The organism is Halorientalis pallida, from assembly GCF_004118325.1.
Lineage (GTDB): Archaea > Halobacteriota > Halobacteria > Halobacteriales > Haloarculaceae > Halorientalis > Halorientalis pallida.
The window spans coordinates 140,152-152,885 of sequence record NZ_RDFA01000005.1; the positions used below are offsets into that span (position 1 = coordinate 140,152).

Here is a 12,734-nt window from a genome sequence, read left to right on the forward strand (position 1 = left end):
CACGGGCCTCCGTCTCACCGGATGGCGGTCATCGCGAGACGATTGCGCTACAGGCAGTACAGATCCACGACTGATGACTGATGGTGGGACGGCAAGCCGCTGGAGTGTCAGCGGTGTGACTCGGCTATTGCTAGCGGGAATCGGTCTGGTACTGGTCTGTCTCACCATGGTCGTCCTCTTCCGACCGGCCTTGTTACCGCTCGATCGGGTCCCAGTCTCGCGGCTGAGTGACTCGATTCGGAACAATTTGTTGCAGGCACTCGGCGTCACAGCCCTCGCTGGTGGGATCCTGATTTATCTGGGCCGTCACGTCCTGGGAATTGGTCGTTCATCGACATCGGATCGAGATAGAAATCCGCTCCCTTACCCGCCGGAGTCAATTCAGACATCTCCTGCAGAACAGGTTGGAACGGCGTTCGACGAGCACCTCGCAGCCATCGAGTCGACGAGTCGAGATAATGGCATCGACCGCATCGAAAGAAACCTGCGTGAGCGAGCGATCGAACTGCAAACCGTATACGAGGGATGCGATGAACAGACCGCCTCGGAACGCGTCGACACTGGCCAGTGGACTGACGATCCACGGGCTGCGGTCTTTCTGGGCGGGCCGTCCGTCGCCGGACCGGGGTGGCGAACGGAACTATGGGATTGGCTTCGGCCGATGCCACGGGAGGAGCGGCGAATCCGCCACACTGTCGATGCACTCGGGGCGTATGCAACTGCGCATACCCAAACTACGACCTCGGAGGGCGGTGAATGAGCGAGACCCGATCAACGAATCGACTGACGGCACTCGTCGTCGTCGCGATTCTCATCAGTGCGATCGGCGTCTTTACCGGAAATCGAGCGGTCCTCGTTGCTGCGATCGCACCGGTCAGCTACCTCTTATATGGCCAACTCACCGCACTCCCCGAACTCGATCTTGCGGTGAGTCGAACACTCGACGAGTCAAACCCAGCCCCTGGTTCGGAAGTTACCGTTACACTCACTGTGACGAACGAAGGCTCGAGCACGGTCCCCAAACTCCAGGTCGTCGACGGAGTACCAGCAGAACTCGGTGTCGCGAGTGGGTCTCCGCGACGGGCGACTGCTTTGCGACCAGGGGAATCGACCACGGTTACCTATAGCGTTATCGCAAAGCGTGGTATCCACGCGTTCGGAGACACGTATCTGAATGGCCAAGGCTTCAGCAGTACCGACCAGCGTGAGCAGGGCCAGTCAGCGACCGGCAACACAGAGCTAACCTGCGATGCGGCCGTTCACGAACCGCTCGAACGAGAACTAACGCACAAGCACACCGGACAGGTCCCAACGGACGATGGCGGGACTGGGACAGAGTTCTATGCCATCAGGGAACACCAGCACAGCGATCCCGTCAACCGAATCGATTGGAACCGCTATGCCAGAGAAGGTGAGTTGACCACCGTCGAATTCCGTGAACGGAAAGGTGCACCCGTCGTCGTCCTCGTCGATCTCCGCTCGGACGTCGACGTTGCACGACGGCAAATCGATCCCCCCGCAACTGAACTGAGTGTATATGCGGCCCGTCGCTTACTCGACCCATTGTTCACGTATGGGACGGAAGCCGGTGTCGCGTTTTACACTGGTTCGCGGATTGAGTTGCTACCGCCCGCTCGCGGCCCCGATCACAAAGCGCGAACGACGCTTGCGTTCCGTGAGGCGGTCGCTGGCGATTGGTCGAACAACACGACTACGCTAACCCGTCGATCAAGCTCTACTTCGATGGCAGGCAGTTCGACAACTCGAAGTCAACGCACTGTCGCGGATGGAGACGGGGGCGTCCAGCGTTCCCTGGAATCACTCGATGGGCGTCTCAAAGGCCGCACAAATATAATCCTCGTCTCGCCGTTTATCGATTCGTTCCCCGGAGACGTAGCGACCTACCTCCAGTCGTTCGGACATGCGGTGACCGTACTGAGCCCAGATGTGACGACACGAGAGACAGCCGGTGGACAGCTCGAGTCCATCGACCGGGACGTCCGGATCACGAAGCTTCGCCGAACAGGGGTTGGTGTGATTTCTTGGGACCCTGATCAACCCCTCGCTGCGGCCATCACCCGAACACTGGAGGGGCAACTATGACCGAGCCCTCCAGTGACGAACAACACGATCCAGACCGCCCCGTTCTGGAACTGAGTGACATCGAGACAATCGAAGAACGAAGAGCGAATGCCATCGCTCGCGAGGGCTACCGGACGGTGTGGGAGGTCTATCAGGCAAGCGAAACGGAGCTGTCGAACGACGTTGACGAACTGAATATCGCCCAAGTGGGCTATCTGAAATCCGGGATCGGCGACCTCGACCCTGAGAGTTATCTCTATCGTCCTCACTTTGCCCCCGACGAGGACCGGCCAAACCCGGTGCCCTTGTTCGATCCTGTGACGGAGGGGTGGAAGGGGCTGTCGGAGTCGCACCACCCAGATCCAGCGGATTCCGCACCGACCGAGCACGCCCCGACAGAGACCGAAGGCGTTGAACCCGATACGTCCAAAGCTAATACTGAAGTGACGGCCGAGGACGAGACAGCCGAGTCGTCCGACTCTGCAGCACGTCTCAATTGGGAAACAGACAGCAGTGCGACTGTGCTAGATTCAGACCCGCTGGTCCGACTGCCCACGCGTCTGAGCTCAATGGCGGCGATTCTCGTGGCAGTGGTCGTTAGTGCCCTGATCGCGGTTCCAGTTGGGTTGGCGGGTGCGTTTGCTGCCGGCCTCGGGTCGGCTGCACTCTTCACACTGACGTTCTTGGCACTCACGAGTGAGAAACCTCAGTACGTCGTTGCCGGTAGTCTCCTGCTCGTCGTGAGTTCGATCGCGTTCCTCGGGTCGATCGGTCTAGCTGTACGACTCAGTTCCGGCACCCTTCCAACCCTCGCGAGCGTGGCTCTTATCTTGGGTCTCAGCACCGTGACGCTCGATCTCACTGTCGGCCTCCGGTCGGCTGTCCGAAAGCGCGTGAAATCGTCCCTCTTAACGATCAGCCTGGCGCTCCCGCTGGCTGGCATCGTAACCCTCTCACTGGACAGCCCGCTCGTCTACGAGCTACTGACAGCTGGTGTCGCTGCCGTCGAGCGGTTCCTCCAGAGTTCGTCGACAGGAGTCGCTCCGTTTGGAGTCTTGCTCGGGGAACTCGCATTCGTGATCGTGGGGTTCGGACTGCTTCGAGCCCGTGTTCCTGCAGCTGTCGTCCCGCCCGTATTCCAGATTCTGTTTACCGACGGGCGGTCCCGTTTCGTCGAGGCTATCGGGAGCCGACTCTGGTATGTCCTGATATTTGGCTTGTATCCGCTTGCCGTGTTGATATCCAGTGTAGGGCTCACTGTCGAAACACCCACCGGGGTGACAGGGTATGGACCAACCGTCGCCACACTCTCCGAAGCTGTGTTCCAGATGGCTTGGGGTATCGGCCGCACAGTGCTATATCACTGGCTGCTGCTGGGGATCCTCAGCGTTCTCTGTTTGGTTCCCATCCTCGCTGCCATCCGGAAGTACATACTGTTGGACTCGAATCGGCGACCTGTATTTGTCAGTATTCTGGGCTACGTCAGTGTGCTCTTCGTGATCAGTGTGGGCGCACCGGTCGTCGTGTCACAGCTCGAAACGACGCTCGCACAACTGGCGGAGCAACAGGCCTTCGCACGAACAGTGTACGGTCTCTATCGTCTCCTTGGGCCGGTAACCTTGCTCCTCGCCGGTTCCTACCTCGGGGTTGTTGTGATCGCACTCCTCCTGTACGCGGTCTATCTGCTGGAGTTGTTCAACGTCGTCCCCAACGACACCAGTGGGCTGGCCCTTGGCTGTGGGTTCGTCTTGCTCGCGGCCATCGCTCTAGGTTTGATCGACGCTGCAGCCTCACCTCTGATCATGTTCGTCGCGATAGCTGGGGTGTTTTATATCTGGGATCTTGGGCAGTACGCTGCGGCGCTTGGCTCCCGCCTTGGTCGTCACACCGAAACGAAGGAAGTAGAACTCGTCCACTCCGTCGGTGGATTCGTTGCTGCTGGGCTGGCCGCTGGTTTGGCCTACGGAGGGTATCGAGTTACAACCGGCGTGCAGTTCTCGGGTAGCACACCGCAGCTCCTGCTCGGGCTGGTGTTCTCGATCGGTGGAATGATCACGCTCCTGTTTAGTTTGCGGGACTAGCTCCCCCACTGCTTTCGGCACCGGGGACCGATACTCGTTGCAGAACGTTGTCGACGATGTCCCGTTTCGAGACGTCGTTCACCTTCGCCTCGGTCTCGAGAACGAGCCGGTGCGCCAAGACCGGTTGAGCAAGCTGCTGGACATCCTCTGGTGTGACGTAATCCCGACCCAGCATAACGGCTCGCGCCCGGCTCGCCTCGTAGAGTCGCTGGAGACCACGCGGCGAGACGCCGATATTCGTTCGGTTGTCGTCTCGCGTCGCCTGCGTCAGCTGAATCATGTATCGTTTGAGATCCTCGGTGACTGTGATCTGCTCTGGGACTTGCTGGAGGGCCTGGACCTCGTCGGGCGTCAACTGCGTGTCCGCGGTTGGAATCTTCATATTCCGTTTTTCCCGTCGATTCAGGAGCTCGAGTTCACCCTCAGGTCCAGGATAGCCCATCTCGGTCTTGATGATGAATCGGTCGAGTTGAGCTTCAGGTAACGGGAACGTCCCCTCCTGCTCGACCGGGTTCTGTGTCGCGATGACGAAGAACGGTTCCGGGAGGTCGAATCGATCTCCGTCGACCGTCACCTGCCCTTCACCCATGGCTTCGAGTAACGCCGCTTGGGTCTTTGGCGGTGCGCGATTGATTTCGTCCGCGAGTACCATGTTCGCGAACACTGGGCCCTCGTTGAATTCGAAGGTATTCTCCTGTTCGTCGAAAATGTGCGTTCCCGTCACATCAGTTGGTAAGAGATCTGGAGTGAACTGAATCCGTGAAAAACTGAGCCCCAGGGTCTCCGCGAGTGTTCGTGCTGTGAGGGTCTTCCCGGTTCCAGGGACGTCCTCGATGAGGACATGCCCCCGGGAAAGTACACCCGTCAGAACTGTGGAGAGGAAGTCATTTTCTGCAATGACTGCATCACTCACCCGATCGAGGGTCGCCTGACATCTCTCCCCCGCCGTTGTTGGTTCCATGACACGAGTATCGTACTGCAATCAAATAGTAATTGCTACAGATCGGCTTCTCACGCTGCACGTGAGTGGTGAACGGGACGAGAAAACAGAGTGCCACGGAGGCACGGTGAGGGTTCGAGACCTGGCTCAGGTAGCCGAGACAGTCTGTCCGGAGTCAGAGACACGGAGAGTCGTGCTGGCACGCTCGGCCTCCGCAGGAACGAAAACCTCGGTTTCGACGGCTTTCGTGGCGCCCGGAGTGAGCAGACCCACGGCACAGGTTCGACTGGCGATAACTGAGTCATCCTTGTCCAACAACTCGACGACGGCCTCTATCTCGGCTTCCTCACCCTCGTTCGTGATGACGAGTTCGACGCGCCCAGCACGTTCTTCGAGTTCCTCGACGGGGGTCTTCGTATCAGTCTCGTCGTAGAATGTGACACGGTCTATCGTCAGGTGCGTGTGCTGTGGGCTGATGTACTGAAAGAGCCGTTCGGACATCTCTTCGTAGATTCGGTCGCCCGCAGTGCCCGCCTCGAAGGTGGCGCCGATCGGATTGAGATCGGCACACAGGTCGCTGGCGATAGTGGCGCGGTTTTCGGTGTTGGTTTGCAGACGGCGGTAGTCTTCGATGAACGGGCCGAACGCTGCCGGGAGCGCGCCGTCGTACATATCGGTGTAGACCTCGAGCTCGGCGTCGAAGTCGATCACTGGTGGCAGGGGTGCGGACGGCTGTTTGCTGGGGACCCAGGGCTTGCCAGTGGTCCGGCGGTCGCTTGACTCGGCAGTGGCCACAGGAGACTGTTCGAAGTAGCCGAGGCGGTCGAGCAGTGCCGCGAAGACAGCGCTCAACACAGTGACGATGAGCACACCAGCGGTAAGCAGGTGGGAAATCGGGTCCGGGAGTGTGAACTGGAACAGCGCGATGAAGACACAGGTCACGATCCCGACGACGAGGAGGAACGACCCGAGGTTAGGGTCCCGCCCCGTCAGGAACTCGATCCCGGCGAGGAACGTCGAATCGGTCTCCCTCTCTGTCGTGGCATTCGAGTGGTCGACGAGACGATCCTGAGTCATCGGTCAGTCACCCACCGTGATGTCGGTCTGGTTCGTCCGTGCAGCACGTCCGAGCACTTGGACGAGGTGAGCAATCCAGATGCCGGCAGTGAACCCGAAGAGGGTCCCGACGACCGTGATGCGGATCGATTCGTCCAACGGTGCAAACGCCGTGAGGATACAGAGTACCCCGAACGTGAACATGAGGCCGTACTGGATGCGAGTCTGTCGATTTATTCTTCGGAGCTGCTCTAGCATATTACTCACTCTACGCGACGAAAGAAGATAGTAATAGTTGTTGACATTACGTGCTGGATGGACACCACAAACGTGTCTCCTGCCGGAATTTGGTCACTCGACGAGTGACCCACGAACAGTGATCCCGTGGAGATCTCGTTGGCACCGATGGGTGAAAGTCCCACCCTGTGAAGCAAACGACGGGAGAACGTACCGAAGTGGCTCATGCACGAACGGCTCGGTCGCTTTGGGGTCGAAGCGACAGTCTCTCGCACCGACTCGCCGCGGGTCGTGGTGCTGGGCGTGTCGTCGTCCCAGCAGCCGACCTGGTAGAGGGTGACGGTGTCCGTCCCAAACCCGTGGACGTCGGCGTCGAGTCCACGATCCACGGGCGTATCGGGAGAGCCCGATCGCGTTGTGGTGTGGTTAGCGTGGCATTCCGTGTGAGCCACAGTTTCGAACGGGAGATGGTTTTTGCAGCGGCGCGGTGAAATTGGGGTACGGCCTGGGAAACGAAAGCGAAGGTGGGAGCTAGTCTCGCTGGCATCGGGTTGGCCGCCGCGACGATCTGGACGGCCGCGGACCTGGTCAAAAACCGTGTGACAGAACGTGTCCCGTACAGGACGGTCGAGCGGATCGACGGCGTCGAACTCCGACGCTATCCGGAGACGGTTCGGGTCAGAACCGCCGCCACAGACCAGCACGAAGCGTTCTTCCGTCTCTTCGAGTACATCGATAGCCCGAACCACGGCGGCATGTCCCTCTCGACGACCGCACCCGTCGAAACCGATACAGATGCTGAGGATCCTGGAGACCCGGAAGATGCCGGCGCGAGTGAGACGAACGAGTCGATCTCGATGACTACACCCGTCGAGACCACCCAGGAGGGAGGCGTGACGATGTCGTCTTTCCCCGCAGAGTGTACGCCGGAGACAGCACCGAAGCCGACGAACGACGCGGTGGACCTCGTCGACGATCCACCGCGGACGCTCGCAGCCCTCGGCTTCTCGTGGTGGACGCCGAGCGTCCGAGTCACGCTGAAAGAACAGACCACCCGGGAGACGCTGGCAGCAGACAACATCGAAACCACTGGCGAGACCCGTCTCCATCGCTACGACTCGCCATTTAGGTCGCCCTGGCTCCGCACGAACGAAGGCGTGGTCGAGGTGGACTCAGTGAGCGGTCGGCGGGCACTCGGATACGGCGAAAAAGCCCCCGCCCGGTCGGCACGCGCTACGCAGTAGCCCCAGGATGCCAACTTCGAAGGCAACGATCGTGTCGGCCGTGGGCATCACTTCCCCAGTGACTCGGAAGGGCCGCCAGCCACGTCCGCAGTATCACGGACACCTGTTTAACCAACACAGCCGACCCTTCGAGGCCTCTCGTTCGTCAATGACGGTCTCTGCGATGTCGCGTCTCAAGTCCCGAAACGCCGCTTGCCGGTCTTCAGGACTTGCAGTCGTCGAACTCGGCGGGCTCACGCGAGAGCGTGACCGATCCGCTGCCCGCCGCCTCGGCGACGAGCTGCTTCCCGTCGCGCAGCACGACCGCTATTTAAATTTTTGGGTGCGGTTCCGGGTTTGAAATCCAGTTTCCCGTCTTATTGGGGAAGGGGCGAAAGATCGGAGTGCAATGTCCGCTGACGACTTTCGGCCCTCCAGATTGGTCGCGACGTTCGGAGCCCTCCTCCTGGTCTCCAGTGCCGTGACCGGTGCTGCCGCAGTGGCAGCGCCGATAGGCAGTACACCGACCGACGACGGACCGTCCGACGTGTCCGGCGAGGAGATCGTCGACACGTTCGAACAGCGAGTCGAGTCGATAGACACGCTGGTAGCCACGCAGACGACGAAGATCACGATGGACGGGAACGACACCTCGACGACCAAGACGAAACTCTGGGCCGACTTCGAGACTGATCGGCTCCGACGCGAAGTCGTCGAGTCCAGTGCTGGTTCTGAGACGATCACCGTCCGGAACGAAACCGGGACGATCACGTACACGCCCGACGAAAATCGGTACAATACGTACGACATGACCTCGAACGTCTCGACGATGGTCACGCGCATGGTCGGGTCCGCCGAGTTCGAGTACGAGGCCACTGCGACTGTCGACGGCGACGAGGTCTATCGACTCCGTGTGATTCCGAACACCACCACCGAACGAAACGCTGACGTGACGGCGACGGTATGGGTCGACACCGAGACGTACTTCCCGACGACGGTGACCGTCGACACCGACACCGAGCGTGTCAACTACACCATGACGATGCAGTTCTCGAACGTCAGCCTGAACGAGGACCTGTCGGACTCGCGATTCACCATCGACATCCCGGCAAACGCAAGCGAACCCGAGCCGCGTCATCACGAACGACACACGTTCGACTCACTCTCGGATGTCCGCTCGGAAGCCGAAATGTCTGTGCCCTCACCCGAGGTTCCCGACGAATACGAGTTCGAGTCGGCCTACCTCTCCGAGGGCGACGACTACTCGGTGGTGCGCCTTCGCTACACGAACGGCTCAGACGGCGACGTGAGCCTCTCGAAGCGAGACGAAACCGGCTACAACTACAGCGACAACGACGTGTTCGAGGCCGTCGACATCGGTACCCAGACTGGCTGGTACAACGAGTTCGACGGCTCCTCGATCCTGGTCTGGAAGTCCAGTAACCACACCTACACCGTCTATGGCGACCTCTCGAAATCGGAGACGATCGAGATAGCCGAGCCAATCGAGGGCGAATAAAGCGCGTGTTTCAGACCCTGCAATACTGCGACCCGGTCGATACGCCTACGTCTCCTCCCCCGACGTACCCGCCCCGGGTCAGAGGCGGGATACCCAGTATCTGACCACGGCTCAGAGCCGTCCCCGCTGGCCACCGACCACTTCCACACTCCCCACCTTTTTCGGTCGTTGTCTCGGAACGGTCCAGTTTCGGCTCGGGAGACCTCGTCGGTCTTCGACCGTCTCGAAGTCGGATATGCCGAATCCCTTTCGCTCTCCGACGGTGACAGCCGTCGGTCTGTGTGGATACCGGTTCCAGCACTGTTTCAGGCCCCGAAACACGTCGGCGGGAGTCTTTACGACACGGGAAGTAGTGCACGACGCTGACAGCTGCTGACGGTTGGTCCCTGGTACACGCTCCGATCGCCGACCGACAGTCCGCTGTCAGCTGGTCCCCCATGGAACGCACTGATACCGACCCTCGTGACATCGCCGATCGGATCCGGGCACAGCGGACCCGGCAGCACAACGGTTGCGACGACCCAGAGGGATAGGCTACCCGACCCTCCCCACCTACAGGACCCTCCACGATTTTTTCGACTCCCTACCACTACGTCGAGGACACTGGTCCAGTCGCTGACAGACAGAACTGGAATCGGACTAGTCTCACGCCCCGTGGCACGACGAAGTGGCAGAAGACCCTCTCAGAGACACTCACGAGATCGTTCACGGGCTCGACGAGTGACATTTCGTGTTGTCGACTTCCGACGAGACACTCGACGGCAGCCTCGTGGTCGGTATCGGGCGCGACCGAGACGCGATAGACGGCACGCGTGATACGCAGATCGACACGCGCGGACGACTCCGCTGCTTTCGGCTACTCTCCGTCGAATTGTCTGCTCGGTAGCTGTGCCTACCGAGCGGGAACACACTCAGGTTCGGTGGCCCGATAGCGAGGGCTGTGCGTCACTCGGGGCCCTGCCAGCGCGTAACCTCGCCTGTCGCACCGTCGACGCTCGCGAAGATCCGTACTTCCTCGCCGGCGGGGTCGGCGGCGACTTCGAGCGTGGTCCCGGCCGCGATCGTTTCGTCGTCAGCGAAGTTGCCGACCCGGTCGGTGAACAGTCCCGGCGCTTCCTGTGGCTGTGCAACGAGCGTATCCGCGTCGGTGTCCGACGTCACTTCGATGGTGAGGGTTCCGAGGTCACCCCCCTCGGGCGGTTCGTAGCTGAACGACAGCACCTCGGGTGGGACAGCCTGTCTCGCTTCCGCGGCCGTGAGCTCGTCGGTCGGAACCTGAACCGTGGCCACGGGGCCACTCGTACCGTCGTCGGTGACGGCGAACACTGTCACTTCGTCTCCGTCGGTGTCGACCTGAACGGGGACACCGAGGTAGCCCTCGACCGTCCCGTCCTGCGGGGCAACCTCGTTGTAGCCGCCCGATTCCGCCTCTGCCCGGACGGCCGCCGCGTCCGTCTCCCCGACCACTGCGGCCCACAACTCCCCGAACGAACTGCCCAGTGGCGGTTCGTATCGAAAGGCCAGCGACTCCGGGGGAAGCAACTCTCTGGCTTCGGCGCGCGAGAGGCTCTGTTCGCCTCCGCCTCCCCCATCGTCGGTGGGTTCTGGAGTCGTCGGTGTATCGATCGGTTCCGTGGGTTCCCTGTCGTCGGTTTCGTCCACGGTACCGTCGCCGGAGCCACTGTCGTCGAGACATCCGGCCAGCGCTGCCGTGGCAACGGCACCGAGCATGAACTTCCGACGACTTCGACGAGCGATCCGTCTGCCGTAGTCACTGTCCGTGGGTGGAGATGGCATCTGTGTGAACGTCCGTGCATACACGTTCGGACCGACAGTGAATAGATACGTGTGCCTCGTTTCTGGACGAGCAAGGATCCCCTAATCTTTATCTGTACACCCGACGCGACCCGGCTTCTGTCGTATCGTCGGTGAACGTTGGGATCCGGCGATTCGAGAAGCTCAGTTTGGCCGGTTCACCTGTACGAGATGTGTGCGATGGATTCAGCGAGGATGCTGGAACCGATCACCGATTGAGGGGTCAACGCGACCGAAAGAACGAGACGGTGTATGGCCGGACGGTTCTCACCAGCTGTTGCCCGGTCGTGGGTCAGAATCGTCGTCGAGTGCTGGCAGTGTGGGACCAGTGTCCTCCGACACTGTCGAGTGTCACGGTTACGACGCGGGTGAGCCCCGCCGTTACGAAACTCCATAGGAGTCGCTATGGCGACACTTCTAACAGAGTGGGTGAACAAGAGCTACTCGGATACTCAGTCCTGACCCACTATGGAAACCGAGATCACCCACCGCCCTTCGTACGCTCACCTCGTCGTGTCGCTCGAGGTCGAGGAAACGATCCTCGCCGAACCCGGCGCGATGGTTAGCCACACGCCGTCGGTCAGCATCGAAACGTCGTCGTCGCGAGACGGACTGTTGAGTTCTGCCAAATCGATGCTAGGCGGCGAGTCGCTGTTTACCAACGAGTTCACTGCCGAGCGCGAACCCGGGACCATCACGCTCGCTCCGCCCAAGCCCGGAGACATCCGGGAGTACACTCTCGACGACGGAACGCTCTACGCCGTCGATGGTGCGTTCCTGGCAGCGGAACCACCGATAGACATCGATTCGGAGTTCGGCGGTCTGAAGTCGATGTTGGCCGGCGCGAGCATTACGCCACTCGCATTGACGGGATCGGGGCGCGTCTTCCTCGAGGCCTTCGGCGGCATCGAGACGGTGTCGCTCGATCACGGGGAGTCGTATATCATCGACAACGAGAACGTCGTAGCCTGGGAGGGCAGTGTCGACTTCGACGCCAGGCGCGTTGGCGACCTCAAGTCGACCCTGCTCAGCGGCGAGGGGCTCGTGATGGAGTTCACCGGACCCGGCAACGTCTGGTATCAGACCCGCGGCCTGGACTCGTTCGTCGATACGATCGCCAGTGCGCTCCCGACCAGCGACGACAACGACGCCACAATCGAGTTCTGACACGTCGATGGCACTCCCGTAGTAGCGCCGAGTCGATGTCGAGTGATTCGGTTACTCGCCCAGTATATCGGCTTGTCGAACGGACATTCAGTTAGGTCGATGACTCGGTAGCGGGAGGGTCTATCTCGATTGGGGCCTCTGCCACTTCGTGACCCCGTCGGCCGCGCCGCCGACACTCGCGAAAACGCGCACGCCGCCACCACCGCAGTCGTGGCATGCCAACGACAGTCGGGCAACTCAGGGCAACTGCGACTGTCTGAGAGGGGTGTTAGCTGTCCTGGGGCGAACGCCCTACTAGCTCCGTGCAAGAGTGGGTTTCGCACTGTTTCAGAGACAGAAACCGGTCTGGACAACTGATGACCTTCTGTGGGAATACTAGAATATGCCGACAGACAGATCCAGTTCTGGACGGAAAGATCAAGTCAAGCAACTCGCTTTCTGGACCGCTGTCGCAATCGCTGGAGGATTCACTGTACTATTCGTTCTTCCACGATTCGTCTGACTGAACCTCCCCTCACCTAACCGCTCCGTGGCGTCCGAAACTGACAGTCTTCGTCTTTTTCGCAAACGTTGTTCGAGTTGGTTAATACGTTGCTGCTGTTCGAGGCACGTCG

Annotated in this window: 10 protein-coding genes; 6 read left to right on the forward strand and 4 right to left on the reverse strand. The window is 60.4% G+C overall.

What is annotated here, in order from left to right; translation table 11 throughout:
* Positions 1-73 precede the first annotated feature (73 nt).
* The 3 genes from EAF64_RS21805 to EAF64_RS14225 are packed head-to-tail and all read left to right on the forward strand — an operon-like array spanning position 74 to position 4,163.
* Positions 74-760 (forward strand): DUF7269 family protein, encoded by a 687-nt coding sequence (locus EAF64_RS21805; RefSeq protein ID WP_449272289.1) that lies wholly within the window; start codon positions 74-76, stop codon positions 758-760.
* Positions 757-2,103, forward strand: coding sequence for a DUF58 domain-containing protein (locus EAF64_RS14220; protein WP_129069656.1), 1,347 nt, complete (start codon positions 757-759; stop codon positions 2,101-2,103). Before EAF64_RS21805 ends, EAF64_RS14220 begins: the two co-directional genes overlap by 4 nt.
* A complete protein-coding gene (locus EAF64_RS14225) occupies positions 2,100-4,163 on the forward strand; it encodes a DUF7519 family protein (protein ID WP_129069657.1) in 2,064 nt (687 codons plus the stop codon). Before EAF64_RS14220 ends, EAF64_RS14225 begins: the two co-directional genes overlap by 4 nt.
* Here the strand turns inward: EAF64_RS14225 and EAF64_RS14230 are convergent.
* From EAF64_RS14230 to EAF64_RS14240, 3 genes are all read right to left on the reverse strand, one after another.
* Positions 4,147-5,124: an AAA family ATPase gene (locus EAF64_RS14230; protein ID WP_129069658.1), complete on the reverse strand. Its 978-nt coding sequence runs from the start codon at positions 5,122-5,124 to the stop codon at positions 4,147-4,149. The genes EAF64_RS14225 and EAF64_RS14230 overlap by 17 nt on opposite strands.
* A gap of 126 nt (positions 5,125-5,250) precedes the next feature.
* Positions 5,251-6,180 (reverse strand): hypothetical protein, encoded by a 930-nt coding sequence (locus EAF64_RS21440; RefSeq protein WP_227738980.1) that lies wholly within the window; start codon positions 6,178-6,180, stop codon positions 5,251-5,253.
* 3 nt (positions 6,181-6,183) lie between these two features.
* Positions 6,184-6,417 carry a hypothetical protein gene (locus EAF64_RS14240; RefSeq protein ID WP_129069659.1) on the reverse strand — a complete coding sequence of 78 codons (234 nt, stop codon included), beginning with the start codon at positions 6,415-6,417 and terminating at the stop codon, positions 6,184-6,186.
* 503 nt (positions 6,418-6,920) lie between these two features.
* Here EAF64_RS14240 and EAF64_RS14245 point away from each other — a divergent pair.
* Together EAF64_RS14245 and EAF64_RS14250 are read left to right on the forward strand one after the other, a co-directional pair.
* Positions 6,921-7,640 carry an SOUL family heme-binding protein gene (locus tag EAF64_RS14245; RefSeq protein ID WP_129069660.1) on the forward strand — a complete coding sequence of 240 codons (720 nt, stop codon included), beginning with the start codon at positions 6,921-6,923 and terminating at the stop codon, positions 7,638-7,640.
* 478 nt (positions 7,641-8,118) lie between these two features.
* Entirely contained in the window at positions 8,119-9,138 is a 1,020-nt protein-coding gene (locus EAF64_RS14250; RefSeq protein WP_193767694.1) for a DUF4367 domain-containing protein, read from the forward strand.
* A gap of 945 nt (positions 9,139-10,083) precedes the next feature.
* Here EAF64_RS14250 and EAF64_RS14255 read toward each other — a convergent pair.
* Positions 10,084-10,935 (reverse strand): hypothetical protein, encoded by an 852-nt coding sequence (locus tag EAF64_RS14255; protein ID WP_129069662.1) that lies wholly within the window; start codon positions 10,933-10,935, stop codon positions 10,084-10,086.
* A 486-nt stretch (positions 10,936-11,421) separates the two neighbouring features.
* On the opposite strand from EAF64_RS14255, the gene EAF64_RS14260 reads away from it, so the two are divergent.
* Positions 11,422-12,120 (forward strand): TIGR00266 family protein, encoded by a 699-nt coding sequence (locus tag EAF64_RS14260; RefSeq protein ID WP_129069663.1) that lies wholly within the window; start codon positions 11,422-11,424, stop codon positions 12,118-12,120.
* Positions 12,121-12,734: the final 614 nt, after the last annotated feature.

Bases quoted from the DNA above. Each gene is read 5' to 3' on its own strand.
- EAF64_RS21805 (WP_449272289.1), top strand. From the start codon at position 74: ATGACTGATGGTGGGACGGCAAGCCGCTGGAGTGTCAGCGGTGTGACT.
- EAF64_RS14220 (WP_129069656.1), top strand. From the start codon at position 757: ATGAGCGAGACCCGATCAACGAATCGACTGACGGCACTCGTCGTCGTC.
- EAF64_RS14225 (WP_129069657.1), top strand. From the start codon at position 2,100: ATGACCGAGCCCTCCAGTGACGAACAACACGATCCAGACCGCCCCGTT.
- EAF64_RS14230 (WP_129069658.1), bottom strand. From the start codon at position 5,124: ATGGAACCAACAACGGCGGGGGAGAGATGTCAGGCGACCCTCGATCGG.
- EAF64_RS21440 (WP_227738980.1), bottom strand. From the start codon at position 6,180: ATGACTCAGGATCGTCTCGTCGACCACTCGAATGCCACGACAGAGAGG.
- EAF64_RS14240 (WP_129069659.1), bottom strand. From the start codon at position 6,417: ATGCTAGAGCAGCTCCGAAGAATAAATCGACAGACTCGCATCCAGTAC.
- EAF64_RS14255 (WP_129069662.1), bottom strand. From the start codon at position 10,935: ATGCCATCTCCACCCACGGACAGTGACTACGGCAGACGGATCGCTCGT.
- EAF64_RS14260 (WP_129069663.1), top strand. From the start codon at position 11,422: ATGGAAACCGAGATCACCCACCGCCCTTCGTACGCTCACCTCGTCGTG.